The organism is Rhodococcus sp. JVH1 (assembly GCF_000280725.2).
Lineage (GTDB): Bacteria > Actinomycetota > Actinomycetes > Mycobacteriales > Mycobacteriaceae > Rhodococcus_F > Rhodococcus_F jostii_A.
In genome coordinates this window covers 127,761-154,187 of the sequence record NZ_CP166290.1, presented here as the reverse complement: position 1 = coordinate 154,187, position 26,427 = coordinate 127,761, and the positions used below count along the sequence as shown (strand labels likewise).

The following is a 26,427-nucleotide window of genomic DNA, read 5'->3' as shown; positions in this document are numbered from 1 at the left end:
GTCGCCCAATGCATTACCAGCTGTCAGCGCTTCTTGCAGAATGAACGCGAGTGGGACCTCTTCAGGCTGACATACGTACCATCACCATTTGTCACAAGAATGAGGACACGAGCTCCCGGTATCTCTTGGCCGCGAGGTTCAACTCATCGTCCGAGATGCCGTACCCGGCCCCGTGTACCTGGAACGACTCCTGGATGTCGAACTGGCACAGCATCAGGGTGGAGATCCAATTGCTGAGATACACGTCGACTTCGTGGCGATTTCGCCCCTGAAGCGAATAGTCCTCGAGGCTCCCTCCGCACGTGACCGCGACGAGCGCCTTCTTGCCGGCGGTGGCGGTCGTGGTGCCGTCGTATGCGAAGGCCCAACCGTGGGTGAGTACATCGTCCTGCCACTGCCGGACCAGCGGCGGAAGGTTATACCAATGCACCGGATGCTGGAATATGACGACCTCATGTGACTCAACGAGGGCCTGTTCGGCCGCGACGTCGATCCGGAAGTCGGGATAGGCACGGTAGAGATCGTGCACCGTGACGTGATCGAGGTCCCCGATCGCCGCGACCAAAGCGGCATTGTGCCGTGACGTGGCAAGATTCGGGTGACCGACAATGACGAGAACCTTCGACATGGCTGCCCTTCGATCTGTTTGGGTATGAGGATTGGGCGCCGGAGCGAAGAGGCCCGGCGGAGACCACAATGCGCAAAGAGTGCGCTGAGTCACATCCTGGCATCCCTGCCGAATTGAGTCAATGTTTCAATATCCGCCGCGGATCTAAGGGGTAGGCGCAGATCCGAGGGTGCGTCTCTGAAAGGAGAGGCACTGCGTCAATCGAGTGGTTGGCGATTGCTCAGATACGAGTCATCGTTGTGAGGACCCCACCGACCGAAGCAGGACTGAGCCGCGCGTTTGGGTCTCGGCGGTGAAAACCTGGGGCCGCCGATGCCCGATTGGCCTGGTCGCTTGGTCGCAGCCAGCTGTGGTGCCGCAGCCCTGACGGCCACGCGGCTCTTCTGCAGCGCGTTCACGAACTCCGCCACCGTCTCGGTGTGGGACGAAAGCGCGTGTCTTACCGCCGGCGAGTGGTACCTGCCCATCCGGCTCGGCCAGGGCTATTCATCGGCCGCGGTACCCGCGTGTCAACGGAGAATAAAGAGTAAAGCTCTGTTGTGAAGAGCTAGGTGACTGTGCTCGCGGCGTGCGCCTACCGGGAGATACTTCGACTCTAGGGCGTTGCACTCCTGTGACCAGGATGTATGGACCCGGAACACTCCCGATCTTCGTCAGCCCATTTTGCTGCGCCTCGGACCGGATGCTCTTCACAGTAGAGAGTCCTTGCGCATGGTGGGACGCCCTGCCTAGTGTGTGACACCGCGCAGTGATGCACGTCTCATCGTGCAGCCAACCATCCGCGCTTCTATCAGGAGAGAAGAGATGGCTTCAGTCAAGATGTTTTGCGTCCTACCGAAGCGGCGCGATATCTCGGATCAGGAATTCCACGACCACTGGCGCCACCCCCACGGCACCCTCGGAACCCAGATCTCAACCGTGCGCCGCTACGTACAAAGCCATCGAATCGCCGACGAGCGTGTGGATTTCGACGAGAGCCGCCGCTACGAAGGAATTGTCGAGGTCTGGTTCGATAGTGCCGCCGACGCCCGGGGCATGCCCGATCATCCCACCTATCAGCGTCACCTCATCCCCGACGAACCGAACTTCATCGACATGGACGGCATCGAGTTCGTGTACACCGACGAACATGTCGTCCGCACTGCTCCGGACCCCCGCGAGGGCACCGAGGAGGCCACCCTGTTGTGGGACGAACGCCGCCGGCCCACCACGATCAAGCTGATCCAGGTATTCCGGGACTCCGCGCCCCGCCCTGACTCGACGGGGGAAGCCCAGCTTGCGCGCCGCGTCGGCGCCCTTCGGCACACCATCTGTACCCCCAATGCCGCAGTCCACTCCGTGGATCGACCCTCGATCGCCGCCGTACGCGAGCTGTGGTGGCCGACGGTCACCGAGTTCCACCGCGGCATCACCGGTGACGACGATGCCTGGGACCTCATCCTCAACTCGCCCGCAACGACCGCTCTCTACCAGGCCGAACGCCTGCTCTGACCCGCCAAGGAGGCCACCGATGACATCACAGATCACTGACCGAATGACGACCTTGATCGACGAGTCCGACATCATCCGACTGCTTACGCGTTACGCATGGTGCGTCGACGACAAGCGTTGGGACGACTGGGCCGCCTGCTTCACCGACGACACAGTCATCACAATGCCATTCGCCTCGCGTTCTGGTCGTGAAGGCCTGGCTGACTGGGGTCGCACGGCACTTGAACCGTTCGACTCCACCCACCATATGAGCACGAACTTCGAGATCGTCATCGACGGCGACCAGGCGGCGGCCCGGTCGAAGTTCCAGGCGGTCCACGTCCACGTCGCAGCTCGCACCGACCAGCATTTCATCGAGTCCGGCACCTACCGCTGGGAATTCGCGCGAACACCCGACGGCACCTGGCTCATCTCTAGCTGCACCATCAGCGTGTCGTGGACCGCCGGCAAGGACGAAACAGGACTAGCAGGGGGCTGACCAGCGGTTCCAGACATTCTCCTCGCCCCTCTTAATGTTTGAAACAATGTGGGTTATGATCGATGTGGCGGGCACCACATAGCCGAGCGCCACGCGAGTCCGCCCCCGGTCCCGGGGCGAGTCACGACACCCGATCCGCATAGTTTCGAACAATCTAGGAGTTACCGATGACGACACCACCCTCACTGTGGGAGGCGGCCAGCCGCGAGATGGAGAACTACGCGTTCGCCGCAGATCCTCGCCTTCAGCCGAAATGGGATGTGCCTGAGAAGATTGCCATCAATGTGGCCGTCGCGGGACGCGCAGGCGTCGGTGATTCACCCGACTACCCGGTCGATGTCGAGGAGTACGTCGACTCCGCTTCCGAGGTGATCGAGGCCGGTGCCGTCGGCGTCCACATCGACTTCACCTGGGTCACCGACTCCAAGGGGCGGCGGCTGGACAAGGACCTCCCGCCGACCGAGGCCTACGGGCTGGTCCTCGAACCACTTCGGAAGCGGTTCGGATACGACTTCGTCTCCAACCTCAACGTGCTCAACGGCAAGACCTTCGACGAGTGCATGAGCCCGGCGGTCGCAGGGCTCGCCGAGGTCGCGCCCTGCGCGGCCGGCCATCCCGTTGAGTTCGTGGTCCCGGCCGTTCAAACCCTGCAGGACAACGGCGTCAGCCCGGAGATCGTGGTCCACAGCTCCGGAGAGATTGAGTTCGCCAAGCGCCGACTCTTCGATACCGGGATCGCTAAGGGCCCGAGTAACTGGATCATCCTGTTCGCGCTTCCCGTGGATATCGGACGCACGCTGATCTCGGGCGCGTGGGTCACCGATACACGCTCCATGGCAACGCATCTGATGCTCATGGTCGACCAGATCCGCCAGATCGACCCGAACGCCGCCATCACCGTCTGCAACGCCGGCCGGGCGAACCTCTACATCACGACACTGGCCACCATGCTGGGGCTGAACATCCGGGTCGGCCTCGAAGACAGCGGATGGAAGCATCCGAACAGTGACGAGGCCACCAAGAGCAACCTCGAACTGTTCACGCGCGCAAAGTCGATCGCCGCTGAGCTGGGGCGGTCCCTCGCGACCGCAGACGACTATCGGAACCAGATCGGTCTCTCCGCCCGAGCGGGTGCCGCTGCGCGATAGTCCACTGCAGCCGTCCGTGTGGTCCGGGACTTCGCACCACCGGACCACACGGACGGCCTGTGCCGGACGGCCCCGGCGGCCGGTCGGCGACAACTCACAACTAGCTGTCGCTCCGACGACAACAACACACCGGGCTCACGCCCCAATCCACCACAAGGATGTTTGCTATGACATCAGGTCAGCGACTGGCGGGCAAGAGAGTCCTCATCACTGGAACAGCAGGAGGACAAGGGGCAGCAGCCCAGACATTATTCGCCCGCGAAGGCGCCCAGGTATTCGGCTGCGACCTCCAGGATGGAGCGGCGGAAGCGACCGCCAAAACATTGGAAGACCAGGGATACGCAGTCCACGGTGCAACGGTCGACCTCGCCGATCCCGACCAGGCCAGCGAGTGGGTGAAAAGTGCCGCCGCGGCCATGGGGGGTATCGATGTCCTTTATAACAACGCATCCGGGTTCGGATTCGCACCCTTCGAGGACATGACTCTCGAGATGTGGAGGCACGTTCTCCTCGTCGAACTCGACATCGTCTTCCACGTGACCAGTCCGGCGTGGTCCTTCCTGCGGGATGGTGGCGGCTCGATCGTCAATGTCGGCTCCGTCTCCGGTCTGCGCGGGATCGGTGCGATCGGACAGGCCGGGCACTCTGCTGCCAAGGGAGCCGTTATCGCCCTGACTCGCACCCTGGCCGCCGAGGGCGCCGTCGACGGCGTCCGTGCAAATGCAATCTCCCCTGGATTTGTCGTGACACCCGCCACCGATGCAGCAATGGATGACAACGCCCGCGACTACATGGTCTCGATGCATCTTCTGCAACGCGCCGGCACGAGCGAGGACATCGCGCCTCTCGCGCTGTATCTCGCCTCGGACGAGTCGAGTTGGGTCACCGGGCAGAACATTGCAATCGATGGCGGGTGGACTGCGGGATTCCGCTGAACAGCAACCGAAGGACAGAGAATGACATCAACATTTGACGGCAAAGTAGTACTCGTCACCGGCGCCGCCGCCGGCATCGGTCGAGCCTCCGCTCACGCCTTCGCTCGAGCCGGAGCAAAGGTCATCGTCGCCGATCTCGATGAGGTCGGCGCCAAACAGACCGTCGACCTCATCGGAGGCGACTCCGTCGCCCGTTACATCAGAGCCGACGTGTCCGACCACAACGATGCCCAACGCATGGTCGACATCGCACTATCGGCCTTCGGTCGACTCGACGTTGCACACAACAACGCAGGAATCGAGATCGCCGGCAAACCGGTCGCCGAGATAGACCCAGCCAACTGGGACAAAGTCCTCCAGGTCAACCTGACCGGTGTCTTCGCATGCATGCGGGCGCAGATCCCCGCGATACTCGGAGCCGGTGGCGGCGCTATCGTGAACACCGCCTCGGGGCTGGGCACAGTCGCCCTCCCGAACCAAGCGGCGTACGTCGCGTCCAAGCACGGAGTGATCGGCCTGACCAAGGCGGCAGCGTTGGAGTACTCCGCGGCCGGCATCCGAATCAACGCGGTGTGCCCGGGTGTCGTCCGAACAGCGATGGTGGATCAGTTGGCCGAGGCCGACGAGGCCTTCCTACCGATGATGACCCAGATGCATCCCATCGGACGGTTGGGAACCCCGGACGAGATCGCCGATGTCGTCACATGGCTGTCCTCCCCGGCAGCTTCCTTCGTCACCGGCCAAGCCATCCACGCCGACGGCGGATACACCACCCACTAGTGCGCCGTGCGGAAACAAACTTGACCGTTACCCCTGAATGGATGTCACTCCGCTTTCACACCTTGCCGCGGCGAGGACGACCAAATTCCGAAGGCCACCACAGGCCCTGAGTAGATCGTTCAATCCTATGAATTCTCGCGAGTATCGCAGATGGTCCCAGCGGCGACGCGCCGCATGGGATGAGGTCAACCGCACGCGCAAGCATCGCGACACCGAGGCGGAGCGGCTCATCGAGTTCGCCAGTATGTGGGCACCATACGGCGGTCCGGACGAGGAAGAGATCCTCGTTCACTTCGGACTGTCGCGGCTCCGGTTCATCGAACGTTTGTGGCAGGTCATACCCGATTCCAACTGCGCTCAAGGGGAAATACGCAGTTTAGCGGGCACATACCCCGCACCCCGTGCGAACGGACGATCCTCGTCTCGTTCCGTGAGTCGTTCGGCGGGTCACGTGGACGGAGCGGGCGGCTGGCGATCCGACAGATCCCAGGCAGTTACGCAAACTTGAGCACGCGCCGCACATAGGAACGAGATGTGGAACTGTCTTTGTGACAACGACATTCTGGACTTCGCGCTTCTTTGGGAACCGCTTGGTGGGCCTGCTCCGAGGGATGTCACTGCCGCATTCGCAATCGACATCACCGAGTACGAACGCCGACTAGCAGCAGCTGTCGGGTTCCAAGTGTCTCAACTTCGGAGAGGTGGCACCTCCCGCGAGTTCGTCTACGGGCTGTCTGCGATATCGGCGCTTGAACGAAATTCACTGCGAGTGGGTTACGTATGAGCAACAACATCGTCTAATGGCTCGTATCCGAAGCCAAGTCCGTCAAGTTACTTATCCCACGGCGCACTAGCGCCACAGGAAACAAGGACGCGCACAACAACACAGGCAAGGCGCGATCGGAGAATCACCATGTTGAACTGGGCCTTTTCCAACATTCTCACACTGGCAGGTGTCAGCTCCGACGGCTACATCACGCTCGACGAGGCGACTGAGACCGAGAACGAGACCGCAGAGCGTGATCGGATGAAGAAGTGAAGTGAGACACGACCCCGACTGCCGGTCGCATCTTCGAGCTGTCGTGGATTCGGCAGTTTCCGATTGCCGGCGGACCCGATCTCTGCGTGGGTTGATTCCGGCTGGGGTGATGGGTCCTTCGAGGATGATTGCGAGACCGAAATGTACGACACCACAGCCATAGCTGTCACCAACTCACTCACCGCTCGCCCGCGCGACGGGGAGACCCCACGTCGGTGTCGACAGCGAACTCTGGTGACTGCACGGACGGCGGCGCAATCAGCATCGCCAGCACTGCCATCGACGGAGCGGGGTAAGACCTCGTTTGGGCACGCAGTGCCTACTTTCTCGCCTTTTAGCTGAGGGAGGTGGGCGCGGTGACACGGGACACGTCGTGGTATAATGGTAGGACATTCATACCCATCAGAAGGAGTTCCGTTTTGGGAACCACGATTCCGGACTTCGAGACCGATATCTTCTCGGAAGAGGTACTTCAGGATCCCTATCCGACGTACGCGCGCATGAGGGAACTGGGTCCGGTCGTCCGGCTGGCTGCGCAGGGCGTCCTCGCGGTGACTCGGTACGCAGATGTGAGGACGATCCTGCTCGACCATGGCCGATTCGTCTCGGGTAGGGGTGTCGGCTTCAACGACGAGTTCAACAATGTACGCAAGAGCAGTGTCATTGCATCCGATCCGCCGCGGCATGAGATGCTCCGGGGTGTTCTCGAGGGCCGCCTCGGTCCACGATCGGTTCGCAGCGTCGAAGACGTAATCCGACCGAAGGCCTATGCACTGGTCGACGAGATGGTCCGGAGGGGATCCTTCGACGTCGTTTCCGACTTCGCCCAAATTTTTCCGGTCGAGGTGGTGGGCGAACTGATCGGCCTGCCGGTGGATGCGCGAACCGAGCTACTTCGTTGGGCCAACGGCGCTTTCGACGCCTTCGGTCCTCGCGGTGACCGAACCACAGCCGGCCTGGCCGACATCGCCGAACAGTTCGACTACATCCGCACAGTCGCAACCCGCGACAAACTGGCACCGGGCAGCATGGGTGCCGCGGTCTACGAAGCTGCGGATGCCGGGATCATCCCCGAGGAGTACTGCCTGCACCTACTGTCGGCCTACCTGACCGCCGGGATGGACACCACGGTCAATGCACTCGGCGCGATGGTGTGGCTCCTCGGTTCCCACCCCGAACAGTGGGCCGAACTTAGGACGATGCCCAAGCAGGCCGGTGCTGTGGTCAATGAAGTTCTTCGGATCGAGGCGCCTGCCCAACTCTTTTCACGAGTTGCAGCAGTCGATGTCAACCTCTCCGGATTCGAGATCGCGGAGGGCGAGCGAGTAGCCGTTGTCTACGCCAGCGCAAACCGAGATGAGCGGCAGTACGTCGACCCAGATCGTTTCGACATCCACCGCAATCCCGCAGGCCATCTCGCTTTCGGGACCGGACTGCATGCGTGTGCCGGCCAGGCCCTTGCCAGGCTCGAGCTCCGCACGGTGCTGGAAGCCATGATCGAGAAGGTCGAAACGATCACCGTCGGCGAACCGGTCCGCAAGCTCAACAATGTCGTTCGAGGATTTACGAGCATCCCAGCAGACTTCACATCGTTGTCCGTCGATGACTTCGCATCCTCCCGAGGATCGCTGTGATCGGTCGGAAGCATGACTGTGTCTATGTGAACGGGGCGTGGCAAACGGCCCATTCGACGGATCGCATCGACCTCATCGACCCGGCCACCGAGTCTTGGGTCGCCAGCGTCGTTGACGGAGATGCCGAAGATGTTGCAATGGCAGCTGCAGCGGCAAGGGATGCACTGCCCGGCTGGGCTGAAACGTCATCCACTGAACGGGCGAATCTCATTGCTGCGCTGGCGGATGCCTACGACCAGCGACGCGAGGAGTTCGCCAGCCTGGTTACCGCCCAGAATGGCGCGGTGATCTCCCGATCGCGTCGGACGAATGGCACTCGCCCCGTGGCCCTGTATCGGCACTATGCGGAGGTGGCACGTACTTTCCGTGCCGAGGCGCCCGGCCCCAATGCGCAAGGCATCGTGCGGCGTGAGCCGATCGGCGTCGTTGGGATCATCATCCCGTGGAACGCGCCGCAGTCTCTATTGGCCCACAAGCTTGGGCCGGCACTTGCCGCCGGATGCACCGTGGTCGTGAAGCCCTCTCCCGAGACGTCCCTGGACTCCTTGCTCATCGGTGAGATAGCGACCAGTGTCGGTTTCCCAGCCGGTGTGATCAACGTCGTCACCGGCGGGCGAACGACGGGTTCCGCGCTGGTCGAGGAACACGGAATCGACATGATCTCCTTCACCGGCTCGACGAGTGCAGGGCGCGCAATCGCCGCACGGTGTGGCGAATTGCTCAAACCCGTGGTGGCAGAGCTTGGCGGTAAGTCCGCTGCCATCGTGCTTGACGATGCCGACCTGTCGCTTTTCGCCGAGAAACTGATCGCTACCTGTCTACCGAACACCGGTCAGGTCTGCTATTCGTGCACAAGGGTTATCGTGCCCCGATCTCGATTCGACGAGGTGCTCGAGGTCGTCACCACGACCCTAGGTGACGCAGTCCTCGGCAGTCCGCAGGACCCCGCCGCCAGCTTCGGACCGCTGGCAAGTGCGACACAGCGCGAACGCGTCGAAGAATACATCGACTCCGCTCGGGCCGAGGGCGCCCGAGTCGTCCTGGGAGGCGGGAGGCCGGCTGGCCTGTCGACGGGCTATTACGTTGAGCCGACCGTACTAATCGATGTCGACCGGACGATGCGCGTGTTCCGCGAAGAGATCTTCGGACCAGTACTCGTGGTCGTCCCACACGACGGCGACGAGGATGCGATCCGCATCGCCAATGACTCGTCATACGGGCTTGGTGGTGCGGTATTCAGCGAGGACATCGAGAGGGCAACCGATGTCGCCCGCCGCATGCAGACCGGCGGCATCTCAATCAACGGACAGGAGCGCAGCGAAGCCGCACCGTCGTCCGGGTACAAAGACAGCGGCCTCGGCGGTGACGCTGGTGTGGATGCCCACGTCCAGTTCAAGTCCATCGCATGGCCACCTCGCACACTGATACAAGGAGTTTGAGCATGGCACTCGACGACAAGGTCGTCATCGTCACTGGCGCGGCGCGCGGCATCGGAGCCGAGTATGCCCAAGCATTCGCCGAGCAAGGCTGCCGCGTCCTGGTGGCGGACGTGGCCGATGCTGAAGAGACGGCGGAGAAAGCGCGAGCTTCAGGGGTGGAGGCGCTTTCGATCGTCACCGACCTACGCTCGCGGGCCCAAGCAGACGCGATGGTTGCCGCAGCGGTTGAGCGTTGGGGCAGAGTCGACGTTCTGGTCAACAATGCCGCCCGATATGCCGGCCTCTACCGCGGGGCACTGGAGTCCATACCCGCCGATGAATGGGACGACGTGATGGCCGTGAACGTTCGTGGCCTCTGGAACGCGACGGCCGCTGCGCTTGCCCCCATGCGGGCCCAGGGTTCGGGCGCGATCGTCAACATCTCATCCACGACGATTCTCAAGGGCACCCCCAACAACCTCCACTACGTCGCATCCAAGGGTGCTGTGCTCGCGATGACAAGGGCAATGGCGCGTGAGGTGGGCCCCATCGGGGTCCGCGTGAACTGTGTGACACCAGGACTCGTCGATAACGAGGCGAGTCGAGAAGGGCACGAGGAGGAGTTTGCAGCCAGAGCAGCTAGCCGCGCCCGTGAACGAAGTCTTGCTCGCGACATGTACCCCTCTGACGTGGTCGGAGCAGTGTTGTTCCTCGCATCCGACGACAGTGGCTTCATCACTGGACAGAATTTGACGGTCGATGGCGGGACCATCTTTTACTGATCCGCGACGGCCTGTCTCGCCCGGTCGTCGGCAGTCGGGTGGGCGTGTTGCCCTCCCGTCCTTGGCCGCCATGTGTATTCACGCTATGAAAGAGCGCAGCGTGAATGACTCTCGACGCCTGGCATGCCCTGAAGTGCAGTCTGTCCGTCCGCGCCGGTTCATTCCTCCGTATGCCTCAATCCTGGCTGTGGGGCACACTGTCGCCGCGGAACCTCGTGCCCCCGGGCAGCCCGAACCAATGCACATCAAAACGAAGATAGTCAATCCAAGCAGGCCTTCGTGGTGGTATAATGAACTAACCATTATGCCGGGTGGGGGGTACGGGGGCCCTGTCGCGGACCGGATTTGGGAGAAACGTGTCCATACATCTCATCGGAGTCATCGCGATGGTGCTGATTTTCGTCCTCGGCACTCAGCGGCCGGTCAACATCGGCGCTCTTGCGCTGATCGCAACATTCCTCGTCGGAACACTCGTAGCAAACGAGAGTGTCGGCGAACTGCTGGTGGGCTTTCCCCCGAACCTCTTCGTACTCCTCGTCGGAGTGACCTACCTGTTCGGCCTTGCCGCCGCCAACGGGACCCTCGAGTGGATCATCGACAGGGCCATAGGTTTGCTAGGTGACCGGCCGGCGATCGTCCCATGGTTGATGTTCTGGTTCTCAGCGATCCCTTCGACATTGGGAGCCCTCGGGCCGGCAAGCGTCGCGATGCTCGCGCCTTTGTGTATGCGCCTGGGCGAGCGTTACCGCATCGATCGCCGGATGACCGCGCTCATGGTGATGAACGGTTCCGGACTCGGCAACTTCTCCCCACTCAACGGCCTTGCCGCCATCGTTCGCCAAGTCGCCCGCGACAATGGTCTGGACGTCTCCGCATCCGCACTGTTCTTCGGCAATGCCGCCTTCAGCCTCGCGCTGGGGATCGTCGTCTATGTCATCTTCGGAGGGCGCGATCTCATCCGCCGGGCACGTGAGCAGCGCGTCGCGACCGGCGACCTCGTCAAGCGCGTCCCCCGTGGCCCGGCCGGTCTTGGCGGCGCGCTAGCTGTGGAGCCCACCGATGTGACCGGTGGGGAGGGCGCTGCACTGCCAGGAGCGGTCGCGACCATCGACACCACGACGGTCGCGGCACCGCAGCAGACACGCCTGCGGATCGACCAGGTGACCACGCTCCTGGTGATTCTGGGCGTAGCCGCGGGGGCGCTGGTGTTCGACGTAGAGATCGGTTTCCTCGCACTCACCGCCGCCGGCCTGCTGCATCTGCTGTTCCCGTCCAGGTTCGAGCAGGCCGACCGGCGCATTGTGTGGTCGGTCGTTCTGCTGATTTGCGGTGTCGTCACCTTTGTCTCAGCGCTGCAGCGCTACGGCACTGTGACGTTCGTCGGCGAGGCTGTCGCGGGCATCGGTGCCCCGTTGCTGACCGCTTTTCTGCTCTGCGTGGCGGCAGCTGTTACATCCGCTTTTGCTTCCAGTGCCGGCTTGCTCGGGGTACTCATCCCACTCGCCGTGCCATTCCTCGCTCAGGGTGAGGTCAGCGTGACTGCCATGATCGTGGCCTTGGCTATTTCGGCCACCGTCGTGGACGCAACCCCGTTCTCCTCGGTCGGTGCGTTGATCTTGTCCAACGCGCCAGAAGAAGGACGCCGCAAGCTGTTTCGTGCAATGTTCGGGTGGGGCATGGCAATGGTAGTCGTCGCACCTGTGATCACCTGGTTGATCTTCCTCCTCCCCACGACCACCTGAAGACCCGACCGCTCACCGCGATGAGGACGCGGGTACATCCCCAACAATCCCCAACAAGAAGGAGAAACTGATGACCAGGCTGCTTGCAGACTTCCAGGCCTGCCAGGGATACGGCAACTGCATCACAGGCGCGTCCGACGTCTACGACCTCGATGACGAAGGAACCGTCGTACTACTCAAGGACGAAATTCCCGAGTCCGACCGAGCCAGAGTCGAGGAAGCTGCCCGCAGCTGCCCGGTCAACGCACTCACCCTCGCCGAGCGCTGAGATGTCCATACCATCGACGGTCGTTGTTGTCGGATCCTCGGTAGCCGGCGTTCGGGCAGCCCAGGCGCTACGCACCGAAGGATTCCCCGGCCGGTTGATCATGGTGGGGGAGGAACCCGACCTTCCCTACGACAAACCGCCACTGTCGAAGCAGTTCCTCGCCGGAAGCGCGGACGTCGCGAGAGTCAGCCTGCTGACAGCTGAAACCGCCGAAGCCTCGGGGATCGAGTTGCGACTTGGAGCGGCAGCTGACCGCCTGGACATTTCCACCAAACAGTTGCACCTCGCCGACGGAACAGTCCTGGACTGGGATGCTGTTGTGCTCGCCACCGGGTCAGCGGCGCGGCCCTCACCGTGGACCACCGAGTCCGGTGTACACGTCGTGCGCACGATGGGCGACGCGCGAGCACTACGTGATGAACTCCAGAATGACCAGCCAGTAGTAGTGGTTGGTGGTGGGTTCATCGGCGCGGAGGTGGCGGCCACCGCGCACGCGTTGGGACGGCAGGTCACAGTGGTCGACCCACTTCATGCCCCCATCGGGAGACTCGTAGGCAGCGAGGTGGGCGAGTTCTTCACCGAGCTGCATCACCGACACGGGGTAACGACCGTGTTCGGCGTCGGTGTCGAGTCGGTGTCGGGACGAGCAGGCGACCTCACCGTCACCCTCACCGACGGCCGCGAGCTGCGTGCGGGCACCGTCGTGGTGGGGATCGGCGCCACGCCCAACGACGAGTGGCTGGCCACCTCAGGACTGCTGGTAGAGAACGGCGTCATCTGTGATGAATACTGTCGCGCAGTCAACACGGCCGACGTCTATGCAGTGGGCGATCTGGCTCGGTGCTTCCGCCCGACCAGCAAGGAGCACCTACGGGTCGAGCACTGGACGAATGCGGTCGACTCCGCGGCTATCGCCGCTCACAACATCGTCTGCCCCGACGACCTACGCTCCCACCAGGCTGTCGAGTACGTATGGAGTGACCAATACGACTGGAAGATCCAGATCGTGGGACGGCCCGCTCTCGCCACGGCGCATGCAGTCGTCGGAACATTGACCGGGGATACGGCACGGGGGGCGGCAGTCTATTCCGATGAGAGCGGCCGACTGCAAGGGGCGGTGACAGTGAACTGGCCCAAAGCGCTCATGACATGCCGCCGTCTGATGGCAGCCGACGGCACGTTCGAGGATGCACGGACAGAGCTGGATGCTCTACTCTCAGCCGCCCGCCAAAAACTAGGGTCTGCCCCACAGGTGGTTCAGCCTGCGTCGAGAGAAGCCACGCGTTACGCCGTTGGATCAGGTGATCCCGTTTGAACACAGTGGCGGGCCAATCTGTACGACCCCTCGAAGCTCCTTAACCCCATTCAGAATCAGGGACACTTGCGGGACTCTTGAGTACAGCGGTTCACCTGACGAAGGTCGATCTGTCGACGTACCGCCCACCACCTGGGCAACAACCGCTATGACGAAAGGTTCCCCGCAATGTTCCGTAAGACGAAAGTTCGCCCAACGCATCCCGACCAGCAAGCCGATACCGACGTCGTCGTTATCGGTGGCGGCCACAATGGCTTGATCGGTGCGACATACCTCGCTCGACAAGGCAAAAACGTCACCGTCGTCGAAGCTGGCAATTCCTTGGGGGGCATGACAACGTCGGGCAGGCTGATCGAGTCGGCCCCCGAGCACACTGTCCACCCGTGCGCCGTGGACATCATCTTCATGCGCACGACATCAATTATCAGCGATCTGGAGCTCCATCGCCACGGTCTTCGAACGATCGAGTCGGACGCCACCTATGCGTACTTACATACCGACGGTCGGTCCCTGGTGTTTTGGCGGGATCCCAAGCGGACGGCCGCCGACATTCGCCGCTTCTCGGCCGATGATGCGGACGCCTACATCGAATTTACCGACCTGCTCAGGGCTTTTTTGGCCGTCGCGGTGCCGGCCATGCGTATGGATCCCTTGAGGCCCGACCCCAAAGAACTGCGTCGAATCTTGACAGCCGCAATCGGCAACCGACGGCATGTCAACGATCTGGTCGGCCTGGCGACAGCTAGTGCCGTACAAATTGTCGCGGAGCGATTCGAGCACCCGGCTGTGCGCTCTGCACTTTTGGGCCTCGCTGCTGGCGCCGGTCCAGTAGCGGCTGATGGTTCAGCGATGTCCTTCGTTCTTGTAGGCCTACTCCACGAATATGGCGTCAGCCGCCCTGCCGGCGGCATGCAATCGCTTATCGACGCCGTCGCGGCGTCCTTCCGTGAGTCCGGGGGAAAGATTGTTACAGGTACACCGGTATCGGAGATTCTGATGGAGAGCGGCCGGGCGGCGGGAGTTGTTCTGGCAGACGGGCAAACGATCAAATCACAGGCCGTTCTATCTACGGCGGATCCGCACACTACTCTGCGTGAGCTCGTACCAGAGGGGACTCTCGATCGTCGGACGCTCGCTCGAGTTGATCACATACCGGCGAATGCAACCGGAGCGAGTCCGTTCAAAGTGGACTTGGCCTTGTCTGGCCGCGCCACCGTTCCGCACCACACCCATTCGGATGTTGACCTTCGTCAACCAGTGCTGCTCTACGGAACAGAAGAAGACATCGTATCCTCGTTCGAATCGGCGGCACGCGGCGAACTTCCCGGCAACCCGTTTATGTGGGCGTGCATCACGACAGCAGTTGACCCCACACAGGCGCCCAAGGGGCAAGACAGCGTCTACCTCTTCAACCCAGCGATGCCGGTCGCGCCACGAGAAGGATGGGCCCCGCTCGCAGGTCCCGCCGAGAAGCTGACAATCGACACGGCGCAGCGTTTCCTCGGGGGACTGTCCGACCACGAAATCGGACGCTGGGTCGAAAGCCCAGATCAGATGGCGGCGAGGACTCGAGCTTGGAAGGGCAGCATTGTGCACGTTGATATCTCGCTCACGCGCACCGGGCCGCTACGTCCGGCGTGGGGACTTGGAGGGTACACCACTCCTGTCGAAGGTCTCTTCCTCGGAGGCGCAGGCACGCATCCCGGGGGTTCGGTGTCCGGACTCCCCGGAAAGTTGTCATCAACCCGCGTCAGTCGCTATCTGTCGAAATTCGCCTGATCGAAGCCAGACGTCGAGATGAGCCGGGTGGTCCTGACTTTGACCTACTGGCGGGAGTCCTCGTCTTGGTGGCCGGAAATGTGCCGATCGATCAGTCAGCGGTATCCATCGATGGCCGTAAGAACAGCTTGCGCATAACGATTTCCGGACTGCCGATACTGATCGGTAAGGCAGGTTCCGTGGTCGATCACGCAGGCGAACAGCCCAATTTGTTTCGGATCGGTTCTAAGAATCCGGTAAAGCGCTTGGAGTGACAAATGCCGCATGCGGCGAAATTCACGAGAGGCGATTGCTGATGTGGTGCCGAGAAAACATCGCCTGTGCTGCTGGGGCATTCCGGCTGGTCGTCGATGCAGGTGCCGCATTGATTTCGATGGCGCTCGCGGTCCCGGTCGCATTCGGCATGGGGGAGGGATCAGCGACCGGGGCGCGCCGCGCGCGGCCAGACGCTGCCGACCAGTGCGGAGCCGGAGTCGAAGACGTAACGATCGTGACCACAGGTGACGCGCGACGGTGCTCGCGCACCTTGCTGAGTTGACAGTGGGTGCGTGGGTGCCGGTCCGCGGACAAGGAGGCGGCGGCGACCGGTGTGGTCGTCGAGGATAACGCGGACATCACCGGTACCGATGCGCGCAGGCATGATTGGGCGCCAGTGCTCGGTAGGCGGTCGCACTCACTCCTAGTCCTTGCCGACACCGAGGACCTCCCGATCGACCGCGGTATATCACGTCCCGCCAGGATGCGCGCGAACGGCTGAAGAGGTCAGGGGCGGCGAACTCCGGATGTGTTTCGGGTCGATCGAAGTGATGAGGAGGGAGTAGTTGGCGGACGTACCTGCATTGACCTCCGAGGAACGTGCGGAGGCGTGGGCGAAGGCCGCCGCGATCCGGAAGGCACGGCGCGATATTCTTCTCGCAGTCCAGACCGGACAGCTCACGGTTTCCGACGTTCTCGAGCACGCGGAAACCAACGCGATCGTGAGCAAGACTTGGGTGAGCGCCTTGATGAAGGCGCTTCCGGGGGCGGATGCGGTGTGGGCTAGTCAGATCCTCAAGGAGCTGTCTATTGCCGACAACCAGCGAATAGGCGGACTCAGCGCGAAGCAGCGCCAGGACCTGCTGGGCATCACCACCCGCCGTTGGGACCGGGGTGGCTGAGATCATCGCGGTGGCCAAATGAGCCATACGAAGGCCGCAACTGGACTGCAGGTTCCACGCGCCGGTCGCTGACGCCAGAACGTGACCGCAATTTTTTGAGCACCAACGACGGTTCCCGTATCTCTAGCCGTTGATGCCGTCGGTGTGGGCCTGTTCGTCGGTCCGGTCCAGTGTTGCGGCCCAGCTCGCGAGGAGCTTGAGCGCATCTTCGGACGGTGACTGAGGTTCAGCGGTGTAGGCGCTCATGGTCAGTCCGATGGGTGCCGACAGCTGCAGGTCGTCGTAGGTGAGCGTGAAGTCCCCGACAGCGGGGTGATGGAACTGCTTGGACCCGGTTCGGTGTAGTCGAACGTCGTGGGCCGCCCAGCGTTGACGGAAATCCCCGCTGCGGGTCGACAGTTCACCGATGAGGTCGGGAGTCCGCGATCGCGGGGATTGCGGGCGGCTTCGGTCCGCAACAGGGTCACCGATACGTTCGCGGAATCTTCCCAGTCGGGATAGAAATCGTGCGCCTGCGGATCGAGGAACGCGAATCGAGCAAAGTTGGCCGGCCGCCTCGGGTCGTCGTAGAGGGGGGAGTAGAGGGCGTATCCGAGCTGGCTCGCTCCCAGGATGTCCAAGCGGCCGTTGCGGATGATGGCGGGTACATCGGTCATCCCGGCCAGGACACGCTGGACGCTGGGACTGATCCGCGGGCCCCGGGTGGGACGCCGTCGGGTACGCGGTGTGGGATTCGCGGCGCGAGCCAGGTCGTACAGGTAGGTGTGCTCGGCTTCGTCGAGCTGTAGTGCACGGGCGATGGCCTCGAGCACGCTGTCGGAGACCCCGGTGAGGTTGCCGCGTTCGAGGCGGGCGTAGTAGTCGACACTGACACCGGCCAACGCTGCCACTTCCTCGCGGCGCAATCCGGGCACTCGGCGTCTGCCGTACACCGGTAGCCCTACCTGCTGCGGTGTGATCCTGGCCCGCCTCGTGGCCAGGAATTCGCGGATGTCCTCGGTACTGTCCACGCAGCCAGGTTAAGGCCTCGCGCGGGAAGCAGGGGTGTACTGCCAGTACATGGATAACCGGCCCCTGTCACAAATGCGCAGCCTGCGGTTGTCTAGGTACGGACGAGGACAGCGCGCAGGTTTCCTTCGGTCAGGTCGGCCAGGTCTCGGATCACCTCAGCCGCGCCATGAATAGCGGTCGTACCCAAGCTCAGGCGTCCAAAACGCTTACCCAACTGGCGTTCTACGCCGGATGGCCGAAGGTCTTCTCTGCGCGCTGCCGGTCGTCAAAGGGGTCGTCGCCAACCGGTCTGGTAGCCAATGGACGGCAGTCGATCCCGTCGGCCACACACCAGACCGTAGACCGACCAACTCGCCGCGCCCCAGCCACGTGAGCTCGGCGCAGAAAGGAACCCCATCATGCGAGGAACTGTCCTTCATGCTCCGCGCGATGTCCGCATCGAGGAGCGCCCCGAGCCGACGATCGTGTACCCGACCGATGCCATCGTGCGAATCACTGCCACCTGCGTATGCGGCTCGGACCTGTGGGACTACCGCGGCATCAACAAGGTGAGCGCGCCCACCCCGTTCGGCCACGAATACGTCGGAATCGTCGAACAGATCGGCGCTGACGTCAGATCGGTGAAGCCGGGCGAATTCGTCATCGGCTCGTTCATGGCCTCCGACAACATCTGCCCGAACTGCCGGCACGGCTACCAGAGCGGCTGTGCGCACGGCGAATTCATCGGTGGCTGTCAGGCCGAGTATGTGCGGATCCCGCTGGCCGACGGCACCCTCGTCGCCACCCCCGAGGTGCCCGGCGACGAACACGTCCCGAGCTTGCTGGCCTGCTCCGACGTCCTGGGCACCGGTTGGTACGCCGCCGTCGCCGCAGAAGTGAAACCCGGCCAGACCGTTGCCGTCGTCGGCGACGGCGCAGTCGGCCTCTCTGCAGTGCTCGCGGCCAAAGAACTCGGCGCCGAGAGGATCATCTCCATGAGCCGCCATGCCTCCCGCCAGAATCTGGCGACCCACTTCGGCGCCACCGACATCGTCGCCGAACGTGGCGGCGACGGGGTGACCCGCATCAAGGACCTGACCAGCGGTGTCGGCGCCGACGCCGTCCTCGAGTGCGTCGGCACCAGCGAGTCCATGCAGCAGGCACTGCACTCCACCCGCCAGGGCGGCAACATCGGCTTCGTCGGCGTCCCCCACGGTGTGAGCCTCGCCGGCGAAGAACTGTTCTTCTCGCACGTCGCCCTGCGCGGCGGCCCCGCTCCCGTGCGCCGATTCCTGCCCGATCTCATCGACCGCGTCCTTACCGGCCGTATCAACCCGGGCAAGATCTTCGACCTGACACTGCCCCTGGAGCGGGTCGCCGAGGGCTACCGCGCGATGGACGAACGCCGTGCCATCAAAACCCTGCTGCGGCCCTGACATACAGCGCATCGGACACGGCACCCACGGACCTCGCGCCCTGCCCCTCACCCCACAGCGCAACTGACCGATCGGCGTCACGCCGACCGATGATTGGAGCAACCCGCACTATGAACCCGATATACGACTTCGAGAACAAGGTGGCACTGGTCACCGGCGCAGCATCAGGCATGGGGCTTGCGACAGCCAGGGCCTTCGCCGAGGCCGGCGCCGCCGTCGTGCTGGCGGATGTCGACGAGAACGCCGTGGCAACCGCCGCCGAGACGCTGACATCATCCGGCCACCAGGCAATCGGAGTCGCCTGCGACGTCACGGACGAGGATCAAACGGCTGCGATGGTCGAACGTGCGGTCGCGACGTACGGTCGCCTGGACATGGCGTTCAACAACGCCGGTATCCAGGCGCCTCCTAGTGATGCGGCCGATGAGACGGCCGAGAACTTCGACCGCGTAAACGGAGTCAATCTGCGCGGCGTGTGGGCCTCCATGAAGCACGAGCTTCGCCAAATGCGGAAACAGGGCAGCGGCGCCATCGTCAACTGCTCTTCGTTGGGGGGACTCGTGGGACTGCCTGAACGAGCCGCGTATCACGCGTCCAAGCACGGCGTGATCGGGCTTACCAAAAGCGTCGCAGTCGAGTACGCCCCCAGAGGTATCCGAGTCAACGCAGTGTGCCCGGGAACGATCGACACCCCCATAGTCGCAGCCATGCTCGACAGCCAGCCCCACGCCATGGTTGAGATCATGAAGGAACAGTCGATCGGCCGACTGGGGCGTGCGGACGAAGTTGCAGCAGCTGTCCTCTGGCTGTGCAGTCCCGGTGCCAGCCTAATAGTCGGCGTCGCCCTTCCAGTCGATGGCGGCTTCACCGCTCACTGACCGGCCACCCGAGCCGGGCCGGGGGTATCGGTCCGGCAGGATCTACGGTGTGTTCAGGTGGGGGCCTGCGGATGCGCCCCGACGCCCGGCGGCTCCCGGCGCTGCGAAATCCTCGTCGGACGCGCGGCGCCGATCCAGTCGGAGATGGTTGCTTCCGGCCGGTCGAATCGCGTAGCGAGCCGGCGGGTGAGTCCGGTGCCACGGGTGGCTTTGTCGAGATAGGCGCGGACCACCTCCCGGAGATGGTCGTCGCTCAGCGTCGGGCGTCCGCGGGCGCGTGGCTCGGACCGTGGTTGCGGTGGTCAGGAGCGTTGCTCGCACGCCCGAGCGATCTCACCCGATGATGGCGAAGTACTTGCTTTGTAACGCAACACTTCCCTTCGGGCCGGAGCACTGGCGGTCCGGTACGAAACCAACGCCAGTTCGGTACGCCCGATACAGCCCACCGCGGACGGCATCGGGGGGAGCTGCCGATCAGGATTCGGGGCTGACCCGGCTGCGGACGGGGGTGATCTCGGCTGGGGGCTTGGGGCCGCGAACGGCGCCCTTCGTCGGGCACGCCACCGCGCCGGCGGCGCTGACGGTGACGGTGAGCGCACCGATGCGATCGATCTCGACGCTCACGGTGTCGCCGTCGTGGATCTGTCCGATACCGGCGGGAGTTCCGGTGGTGATGATGTCCCCCGGATGCAGGGTCATCACTGACGAGGCGTAGCTGACCAGTTCAGGCACACCCCAGATCAGGTCCGCGATATCGGCGTCCTGGCGGAGGGTGCCGTTGACGTGGGTCCGCAGCTGCAACGACGCGAGCGGGCCGACTTCGTCGGGGGTCACAAGATACGGGCCGACGGGGGTGAAGGTGTCGAAGGACTTGCGGGTGGAGCGGTCTTCGCCACCGCGCATGGTGATGTCGAGCAAGCAGGTGTAGCCGGCAACGGCGGCGAGGGCGTTGTCGATCGAGACGTTCTCGGTGGTCCGGCCGATGACCAGGGCGAGCTCGCCCTCCTGGTCGAAGCGGCGGTCGGTGTAGGGCAACCGGATGGTCTCGCCGTGCCCGATGACAGACGATGGGGCCTTGAGGAAGACACCGAGGGCGTCGATGTGATAGTCCTCCATCATTTCTGCCTGGTGGTCGCGGTAGTTGACCGGTGCGGCAATGATTTTGGTGGGGTCGGCGACGAGCGGGGCGACGGTGACGGTGTCCAGCGCGATGCGTTCGCGGCCGGCCAGCTCGGTGTCCTGGAATTGCAGGCGGCCCTCGGTGGCCTGCAGAAGTAGACGGATCGGGCTTACACCGGAGGCGGGTGCGGGAATCAGCGAACTCAGGTCGACGAGCGTGTCATCGGAGACCAGGGCGCCGACGCTGTCGTGGCCGGTGGCGGTGCGATAGCTGAGGATCTTCATGGATTTCCTTCTGCTGGGTGACGGTCGGTGGTCGGTTGGTATCAGGTGCGTAGCGGTCCCAGGTCGCTGGGTCGTTCGGCATAAAGCCAGTCGAGGTCGGTGTAATCGTCGGCGGCGCGCATGCGGAAGACACGGTTGCGCAGGGCGAGCAGAGCCGGGTCGTCGGTGTGCCAGGTCCGTCCCCAGGGCCTCGCCACGGTTTGGCACTTGCTGGTGATCGGGACGCGAGCTCCTTCGTAGGTCTTGAATGCTCGGGTGAGATCGTCGGGGAATGCCGCCAGGGATCGGGACAGGCTCAACGCATCCTCGAGGGCCTGGCAAGCCCCCTGCCCGAGGTATTGCAGCATCGCGTGGGCGGCGTCGCCGATCAGTACGGTGTGCGCGGTGCTCCAGGTGCTGATCGGGTCGCGGTCGAAGACCGGCCAGGCGCGGCTGGCATCGATTTGGGCGACCGCGTTGCGGACGCTCTCGCAGGCGGGCGTAAACATCTCGTCGAACTCTTCGCGGTGCCCCCAGTCGTCGCGACCCGCGGCGTAGCGGGGGCTCTCGTACACCGCGACCTGGTTATACAGCTCGCCGCGGCGCACCGGGTACTGCATCAGGTGGATGCCCGGGCCTATCCACAACACGACGTCGTCGGTGGATATGTCAGTGCGGACCTGGTCGATGTCGATGGCGCCGCGGTACGCGATGTGCCCGCTGAAGACCGGTTCGGAGATGTCGAGCAGTTGCCGGACCCTCGACTTGATGCCGTCCGCGCCGACCACGAGGTCGGCCGTGTACTCGTCACCGTCGGCGAAAGAGATGACCGCACCGCGCTCTGTGTCGGCGACCGTCTGCACGGTGCGGTTGTTTTCCAGGGTCACCAGCGGTTCACGTTCGCAGGCATGCAGCAGGATCGAGAGAACGTCGCTGCGGTGCGCGACCAAATACGGGTATCCGTAGCGGGCGCGGAACGCGGTGCCGAAGTCCAAGGCGGTGAGCACCTCACCGGTGAGGGCATCGCGCACGATCGCGCTGTGCGGATGCACCGCGACCGCGGAGAGTTCGTCGAGCAGGCCGAGACGGTCGAGGGCGCGGGTGGCGTTCGGGCCGATCTGCAGACCCGCCCCGATTTCGGTGAATGCGGAGGCCTGCTCGACCAGTTGGACGGGGCGGCCGGTCTGGGCGAGTGCGAGTGCGGTCGCCAGACCGCCGATGCCGCCTCCGATGATCAGGGTCTCGAAATGGCTGGGTGTCATGAGGATTGGACCTGCTCACTGCGGTAGAGGGAGAGCGCTTCGAGGACGGGCGCGTCGCTGGTGGTGAAGATGTCGAGGTCGTGGTCGGCCGTCAGCCGGTGGGTGGCCCAGGAGGGCACGACGAAGACGTCGCCGGCGGACAGGGTGAAGGTCTTCTCTCCGATGTCGACCCTGCCGCTGCCGCGCAGGACCGCGCAAACCCGGGAGCCGGTCTGCCGATCGGCTGGGGTGCTCACCCCGGCGAGGAGCCGGAGCATCTCGCAGCGCAGCGTCGGCATGACATCCCGATTGCGGGTGGGGTCACGGAAACGCAGTTGGGCGTGACCGGTGCCGGTCAATTCGAGCATCGCCAACAGCGCCGCGGTGGTGTCCGCCCACCGATAGACGGTCAGCGGCGAATGCGGACAGGTGTGCTCGGCGACAACGGATCCGGTGATCGGGACGATCCCGGAACCCTGCCCGTAGAGCCGTTCGGATCGCGAGCGTGGTGCGGCACTCTGGTCGGCTTCCTCGTTCGGGCGTCCGCTGGTGGGAGCGAACTGTGTTCACGGAAAGGTGAAGTGCGCCGGCGATCTCGCCGACCAACGGCCAGCGCACCCACGGTTTGCCCATCACCCGGCCGCAGCGGGCGCAGTTGCAGTCACCGGCGACCCACGTGGCCGACTATCGTCAGCTCGGTCAGTCATCGCGGGATCATCCGGGCTCGCTTGGGTCGTTGGCTGCCGATGAGTCTTCTTACGTCGAGCGTCCGCGTGGCGGGCACGGTGACCAGATCGGCTAGCGCACAGGCGAAGACATCGTAGATCGTTGCTATGACTTGTAACGGCACCCGTTGGGCCGGCTGGCCACGTTGTTCCGCACCGAGAAACGCCGCGACGCGAACGGTAATTGGTGATGTGCCACAGTAACATTCGGGCAGATGGGGTCGGCAGGGAGTTGGGTTCGGCGCGAACGAGCCGCCGATCCCGGGCGGGGGTACGCCCGTGGGCCGAACAGCTGCAGTCGGTGGCGCCCCCAGCGACACCGTGGCCCGGATCGGGGGCGACGAATTCCTCATGGTCTTCGGCGACGAGGTCGCGGCCTCGACGAATGATCGACCGCAAGTGCAACACGCCGATGTCATCTCCCTCAACGGCGACAGTTACCGCCTCAGAGGACGCGACCTCGGCCGCACACCCACCAGCCGAACCGCCGAGGACCTAAACCACAATCGGGGGCAGTCCCTGGCCTCCCCTGTCATATATGCACGAACAGCGCAGACGCCGTCAAATTATGGGGAGCTAGGTTCCAGAACTGAAGGGGGGTTGAACCGCGAATACTCCCCAAACGACCAATGGAGTGCGTAGGCCTCATCGACTTGGATTACCTGCTCAACATCGAAGTCGACCATCTGTTGTGCACCTGGAACAGCATCCGCACGGCTGCGATCCCAATCCACATAGGCTCGGCCAGTGATATGCAATGCACCACCACGCTCCCAGTCTGGAAAAAGGAGACCGCAGCGAGCATCGAGTTCAAGATTGCCGTGCGTCATGTACATCATGTTGCCGGAATAGTCTGGCCAGGACAGTCTGCGACTGCTCGACACTGTTACGAAACCGGGGTTGCCTCCTCGATGCGACACATCGGCCCCCAGCCCGGTGGCGCTTGTGGCTATGAAGAAGGTGTCAGCCTCTGTGATCCGCGTCCGTTGCCTATCAGTCAGCAGCTTTGTGCGGTGAACCTGCGGGTCGAAACACTCTGTGCGCGATACACCACGAACCTGAATATACTTAGGACAGTTCGCATAGACCTGATCCGTCTGCACCACTAGTTGAGCCCCAACCGTGTGTGCTCGCCCGTTGATCCGCATCCTCCGCCTGGTCCCAAGATCGATCGCAAGAATTCCGATTTCACGCTCTACATCAAACAGCTCTGACAAAGGGTCGAACATTCCAGGAAGTGCGTCGACGACGATAGTTCTATCGTCGATTGCTGTGACAAACCCTTCACGCCCGGCGAGCAGACTGGCCCACAGAGAACCGTCATCGGCCGCTGCGCCAATTACGATCATTGGCTGGTGTAGTAAGAAATTAGCAGCCACGGGTGGAATATTAGCCGAGACATGCGCGGACCCCCAGGGAGCAACCCGCACACCAACTCTCGCCTGCACTGTCTGCTCGCCGACGTGATCCACTAGAAGAATCCGCAGGTTGGTGCATCCGCGATGGGGGCGGGGGCGATATCCGCCCCCGCCGGTGCGTAAATCTCCAGACGGATTCCATCCGGATCGCTGAAGAAGATGCCGCCGGATGCGATGCCTTCGCCATGAGGAACAACACCTTGGTGGAACATTTTTGCGCCAAGTTCGCGCACCACCGCTTCCGCCCTACGTACGGCATCGATGTCAGGTACTTGGAAGGAGAGATGATGCAGGCCGGGAACGTCAGCATCGAATGCGCCTGAGCTTTGCTGCCAGAGCGTCAGCATCAACGTGCCGTCGAGGCCGAGGAATGCAAACCGGCGATCACCCGCTGTCTGTTCCCCGATGACGCTCATCCCGAGAACTCGCTGGTAAAACGATGCTGATCGGGCCAGATCTGTGACATTGAGCCCTACGTGGCCGGTCTGAAGCGTCGCCATTGCCTTCCAATTCTAATGCTTGAGTGTGATTCAACCGTTAGAAGCCTAGATCCAATATCTGACGGTGTCAACCGTTTGGAACCATTAGAAGCGCGAACGAGTGCGTTCGATACCATCGACGACATGGACGAGCATTCAGGTGGAGCACCGCTGCTCGGCGAGCCGATCGCGATCGAACTGGCCAATACGGCTTACGCCTCGCGCGGACGTCCACGCGAAGGCTTACAGAAGCCTGAGCATCTAGCGACATGGTTACGTGACGTTCGGATAGAAGTAGATGAAGTAACAGATGGGGACCTGACCGCCACACTGAGACTTAGAGATGCAATCAGGGCGATCGCCTCCGCGATCGTGAAGCGGTCCCCCCTCGACGCTGATGCCGTCAGTGCTCTCAATGAATTCGCAGGGGGAGTCCCTCAATGGCGTGAGCTACGTATCGAACCTGAATTGCATTCAGAGCCATGCACCAGTGGCCGGTCACTTGACCATGCGCTCTCCGTTATCGCGTCGTCGGCGGTCGATCTGTTCGGCGGGACTTTACGGTGTAAGTTGAGAGCCTGCGAGGGGCCTGGTTGCGTACTCTTCTTCATCAAGGACCATCCCAGACGAGAATGGTGCTCGCATGGCTGCGGAAATCGAGCCCGCGCGGCCCGGCACTACGCAAGGATTCGTCAATCGAACCAATCATCTTGAATATGCCCGGGTCGTCATTGCCAGAGATGGAACCGACTCCTACTCGTACAACAGGGATGTTTCCACCTGACCATTGCGATTCCGGATCAATGGACGCTGGCTCTGGCAGTCTGAAGTGGCCCCGGTCGGGCGCGCAAAACAGCCGGACCGCAGTACATGACACGCCTGTAGTAACGACGCACTACCCGCGGAGTGCGCCCCGGACGGCACCACGGAAGATGGATCATGATCGACGGGGCCGAGCGGGCCAGAAAGGCGGCGGTGCGCGGCGGAGGTCTCGAGCACTTCGACTCCATGGTCCGGGACTTGACCGCCCGAACAGAGCTACACCTGGTCGAGTCAGCTCAAAAACGAAGCAACAACGGGCTCGGACCGAAGGCCGGCTGGTTGGTGGAGACGAAGTCATCGATCTGGGAGTCGACTTCACCAAGGGTGAGATGTGGAAACCGTATACGGTCGTCGATCGCAACCTGTTCACCGGGCAGAACCCGGCCTCGGCAGCCGTGCTGGCCGAACGGCTGCTCAAAGTCCTGTAGCGAACCGCTCCGGGTGTCGGATGACGGAGCCGG

Annotated in this window: 24 protein-coding genes and 1 pseudogene; 17 read left to right on the top strand and 8 right to left on the bottom strand. The window is 63.0% G+C overall.

From position 1 onward, the window contains the following. Window positions 1–91: 91 nt before the first annotated feature. Window positions 92–628: an NAD(P)H-dependent oxidoreductase gene (locus JVH1_RS38290; protein WP_009478475.1), complete on the bottom strand. Its 537-nt coding sequence runs from the start codon at window positions 626–628 to the stop codon at window positions 92–94. A gap of 804 nt (window positions 629–1,432) precedes the next feature. Here JVH1_RS38290 and JVH1_RS38285 point away from each other — a divergent pair. From JVH1_RS38285 to mihF, 14 genes are all read left to right on the top strand, one after another. Further along, window positions 1,433–2,119 (top strand): EthD domain-containing protein, encoded by a 687-nt coding sequence (locus JVH1_RS38285; protein ID WP_009478474.1) that lies wholly within the window; start codon window positions 1,433–1,435, stop codon window positions 2,117–2,119. Window positions 2,120–2,138: 19 nt separating this feature from the next. After that, the gene (locus JVH1_RS38280) at window positions 2,139–2,597 is read left to right on the top strand and encodes a nuclear transport factor 2 family protein (RefSeq protein WP_009478473.1); all 459 of its coding nucleotides are present in this window, start codon (window positions 2,139–2,141) and stop codon (window positions 2,595–2,597) included. Between the two features lie 167 nt (window positions 2,598–2,764). Beyond that, window positions 2,765–3,745, top strand: coding sequence for a 3-keto-5-aminohexanoate cleavage protein (locus tag JVH1_RS38275; protein ID WP_009478472.1), 981 nt, complete (start codon window positions 2,765–2,767; stop codon window positions 3,743–3,745). Between the two features lie 167 nt (window positions 3,746–3,912). Beyond that, complete coding sequence (locus tag JVH1_RS38270; RefSeq protein ID WP_009478471.1) at window positions 3,913–4,680, top strand: SDR family NAD(P)-dependent oxidoreductase; 768 nt, start codon at window positions 3,913–3,915, stop codon at window positions 4,678–4,680. A gap of 21 nt (window positions 4,681–4,701) precedes the next feature. Next, the gene (locus tag JVH1_RS38265; RefSeq protein WP_009478470.1) at window positions 4,702–5,460 is read left to right on the top strand and encodes a glucose 1-dehydrogenase; all 759 of its coding nucleotides are present in this window, start codon (window positions 4,702–4,704) and stop codon (window positions 5,458–5,460) included. A gap of 913 nt (window positions 5,461–6,373) precedes the next feature. Then, window positions 6,374–6,499 (top strand): hypothetical protein, encoded by a 126-nt coding sequence (locus JVH1_RS38260; protein ID WP_009478468.1) that lies wholly within the window; start codon window positions 6,374–6,376, stop codon window positions 6,497–6,499. A 419-nt stretch (window positions 6,500–6,918) separates the two neighbouring features. After that, entirely contained in the window at window positions 6,919–8,133 is a 1,215-nt protein-coding gene (locus tag JVH1_RS38255) for a cytochrome P450 (protein WP_009478467.1), read from the top strand. After that, complete coding sequence (locus JVH1_RS38250) at window positions 8,130–9,572, top strand: aldehyde dehydrogenase family protein (RefSeq protein WP_157174055.1); 1,443 nt, start codon at window positions 8,130–8,132, stop codon at window positions 9,570–9,572. Before JVH1_RS38255 ends, JVH1_RS38250 begins: the two co-directional genes overlap by 4 nt. Before the next feature lie 2 nt (window positions 9,573–9,574). After that, on the top strand, window positions 9,575–10,333 hold the full coding sequence (locus tag JVH1_RS38245) for an SDR family NAD(P)-dependent oxidoreductase (RefSeq protein ID WP_009478465.1): 759 nt from the start codon (window positions 9,575–9,577) through the stop codon (window positions 10,331–10,333). Window positions 10,334–10,689: 356 nt separating this feature from the next. Then, complete coding sequence (locus JVH1_RS38240; protein ID WP_009478464.1) at window positions 10,690–12,075, top strand: SLC13 family permease; 1,386 nt, start codon at window positions 10,690–10,692, stop codon at window positions 12,073–12,075. 70 nt (window positions 12,076–12,145) lie between these two features. Then, window positions 12,146–12,343: a ferredoxin gene (locus tag JVH1_RS38235; RefSeq protein ID WP_009478463.1), complete on the top strand. Its 198-nt coding sequence runs from the start codon at window positions 12,146–12,148 to the stop codon at window positions 12,341–12,343. Window position 12,344: 1 nt separating this feature from the next. Continuing rightward, on the top strand, window positions 12,345–13,658 hold the full coding sequence (locus tag JVH1_RS38230) for an NAD(P)/FAD-dependent oxidoreductase (RefSeq protein ID WP_083849835.1): 1,314 nt from the start codon (window positions 12,345–12,347) through the stop codon (window positions 13,656–13,658). 168 nt (window positions 13,659–13,826) lie between these two features. After that, window positions 13,827–15,437: an NAD(P)/FAD-dependent oxidoreductase gene (locus tag JVH1_RS38225; RefSeq protein ID WP_009478461.1), complete on the top strand. Its 1,611-nt coding sequence runs from the start codon at window positions 13,827–13,829 to the stop codon at window positions 15,435–15,437. Between the two features lie 821 nt (window positions 15,438–16,258). After that, on the top strand, window positions 16,259–16,594 hold the full coding sequence (gene mihF / locus JVH1_RS38220; protein ID WP_009478458.1) for an integration host factor, actinobacterial type: 336 nt from the start codon (window positions 16,259–16,261) through the stop codon (window positions 16,592–16,594). A gap of 123 nt (window positions 16,595–16,717) precedes the next feature. Here the strand turns inward: mihF and JVH1_RS38215 are convergent. Continuing rightward, window positions 16,718–17,604: pseudogene (locus tag JVH1_RS38215) on the bottom strand (helix-turn-helix domain-containing protein). 399 nt (window positions 17,605–18,003) lie between these two features. Between JVH1_RS38215 and JVH1_RS38210 the strand changes: the two are divergent. Together JVH1_RS38210 and JVH1_RS38205 are read left to right on the top strand one after the other, a co-directional pair. After that, entirely contained in the window at window positions 18,004–19,020 is a 1,017-nt protein-coding gene (locus JVH1_RS38210; RefSeq protein WP_009478455.1) for a zinc-dependent alcohol dehydrogenase family protein, read from the top strand. 110 nt (window positions 19,021–19,130) lie between these two features. Continuing rightward, window positions 19,131–19,898, top strand: coding sequence for a glucose 1-dehydrogenase (locus tag JVH1_RS38205; RefSeq protein ID WP_009478454.1), 768 nt, complete (start codon window positions 19,131–19,133; stop codon window positions 19,896–19,898). A gap of 53 nt (window positions 19,899–19,951) precedes the next feature. On the opposite strand, the gene JVH1_RS38200 is transcribed toward JVH1_RS38205, so the two are convergent. The 6 genes from JVH1_RS38200 to JVH1_RS38175 all read right to left on the bottom strand — a co-directional run bounded on the left by JVH1_RS38200 (window position 19,952) and on the right by JVH1_RS38175 (window position 25,165). After that, window positions 19,952–20,131, bottom strand: coding sequence for a hypothetical protein (locus tag JVH1_RS38200; RefSeq protein ID WP_009478453.1), 180 nt, complete (start codon window positions 20,129–20,131; stop codon window positions 19,952–19,954). A gap of 241 nt (window positions 20,132–20,372) precedes the next feature. Beyond that, entirely contained in the window at window positions 20,373–21,302 is a 930-nt protein-coding gene (locus tag JVH1_RS38195; RefSeq protein WP_009478452.1) for a fumarylacetoacetate hydrolase family protein, read from the bottom strand. A 41-nt stretch (window positions 21,303–21,343) separates the two neighbouring features. Then, on the bottom strand, window positions 21,344–22,543 hold the full coding sequence (locus JVH1_RS38190; protein ID WP_009478451.1) for an FAD-dependent monooxygenase: 1,200 nt from the start codon (window positions 22,541–22,543) through the stop codon (window positions 21,344–21,346). Next, on the bottom strand, window positions 22,540–22,890 hold the full coding sequence (locus JVH1_RS38185) for a cupin domain-containing protein (RefSeq protein WP_009478450.1): 351 nt from the start codon (window positions 22,888–22,890) through the stop codon (window positions 22,540–22,542). Before JVH1_RS38185 ends, JVH1_RS38190 begins: the two co-directional genes overlap by 4 nt. A gap of 923 nt (window positions 22,891–23,813) precedes the next feature. Then, window positions 23,814–24,626, bottom strand: a complete 813-nt coding sequence (locus tag JVH1_RS38180) for a pyridoxamine 5'-phosphate oxidase family protein (protein WP_237735263.1) — start codon at window positions 24,624–24,626, stop codon at window positions 23,814–23,816. 92 nt (window positions 24,627–24,718) lie between these two features. Continuing rightward, window positions 24,719–25,165 (bottom strand): VOC family protein, encoded by a 447-nt coding sequence (locus JVH1_RS38175; RefSeq protein ID WP_009478448.1) that lies wholly within the window; start codon window positions 25,163–25,165, stop codon window positions 24,719–24,721. Between the two features lie 150 nt (window positions 25,166–25,315). On the opposite strand from JVH1_RS38175, the gene JVH1_RS38170 reads away from it, so the two are divergent. After that, window positions 25,316–25,858, top strand: coding sequence for an ABATE domain-containing protein (locus JVH1_RS38170; protein ID WP_083849847.1), 543 nt, complete (start codon window positions 25,316–25,318; stop codon window positions 25,856–25,858). The last annotated feature ends 569 nt before the right edge of the window (window positions 25,859–26,427 follow it).

What these genes read in the sequence shown, in the direction of transcription:
- JVH1_RS38195 (WP_009478452.1), bottom strand. Translation starts at nt 21,302, where the DNA reads ATGAAGATCCTCAGCTATCGCACCGCCACCGGCCACGACAGCGTCGGC.
- JVH1_RS38190 (WP_009478451.1), bottom strand. Translation starts at nt 22,543, where the DNA reads ATGACACCCAGCCATTTCGAGACCCTGATCATCGGAGGCGGCATCGGC.
- JVH1_RS38205 (WP_009478454.1), top strand. Translation starts at nt 19,131, where the DNA reads ATGAACCCGATATACGACTTCGAGAACAAGGTGGCACTGGTCACCGGC.
- JVH1_RS38235 (WP_009478463.1), top strand. Translation starts at nt 12,146, where the DNA reads ATGACCAGGCTGCTTGCAGACTTCCAGGCCTGCCAGGGATACGGCAAC.
- JVH1_RS38270 (WP_009478471.1), top strand. Translation starts at nt 3,913, where the DNA reads ATGACATCAGGTCAGCGACTGGCGGGCAAGAGAGTCCTCATCACTGGA.
- JVH1_RS38225 (WP_009478461.1), top strand. Translation starts at nt 13,827, where the DNA reads ATGTTCCGTAAGACGAAAGTTCGCCCAACGCATCCCGACCAGCAAGCC.
- JVH1_RS38265 (WP_009478470.1), top strand. Translation starts at nt 4,702, where the DNA reads ATGACATCAACATTTGACGGCAAAGTAGTACTCGTCACCGGCGCCGCC.
- JVH1_RS38185 (WP_009478450.1), bottom strand. Translation starts at nt 22,890, where the DNA reads ATGCTCGAATTGACCGGCACCGGTCACGCCCAACTGCGTTTCCGTGAC.
- JVH1_RS38175 (WP_009478448.1), bottom strand. Translation starts at nt 25,165, where the DNA reads ATGGCGACGCTTCAGACCGGCCACGTAGGGCTCAATGTCACAGATCTG.
- JVH1_RS38230 (WP_083849835.1), top strand. Translation starts at nt 12,345, where the DNA reads ATGTCCATACCATCGACGGTCGTTGTTGTCGGATCCTCGGTAGCCGGC.
- JVH1_RS38210 (WP_009478455.1), top strand. Translation starts at nt 18,004, where the DNA reads ATGCGAGGAACTGTCCTTCATGCTCCGCGCGATGTCCGCATCGAGGAG.
- JVH1_RS38290 (WP_009478475.1), bottom strand. Translation starts at nt 628, where the DNA reads ATGTCGAAGGTTCTCGTCATTGTCGGTCACCCGAATCTTGCCACGTCA.
- JVH1_RS38285 (WP_009478474.1), top strand. Translation starts at nt 1,433, where the DNA reads ATGGCTTCAGTCAAGATGTTTTGCGTCCTACCGAAGCGGCGCGATATC.
- JVH1_RS38260 (WP_009478468.1), top strand. Translation starts at nt 6,374, where the DNA reads ATGTTGAACTGGGCCTTTTCCAACATTCTCACACTGGCAGGTGTCAGC.
- JVH1_RS38280 (WP_009478473.1), top strand. Translation starts at nt 2,139, where the DNA reads ATGACATCACAGATCACTGACCGAATGACGACCTTGATCGACGAGTCC.
- JVH1_RS38245 (WP_009478465.1), top strand. Translation starts at nt 9,575, where the DNA reads ATGGCACTCGACGACAAGGTCGTCATCGTCACTGGCGCGGCGCGCGGC.
- JVH1_RS38275 (WP_009478472.1), top strand. Translation starts at nt 2,765, where the DNA reads ATGACGACACCACCCTCACTGTGGGAGGCGGCCAGCCGCGAGATGGAG.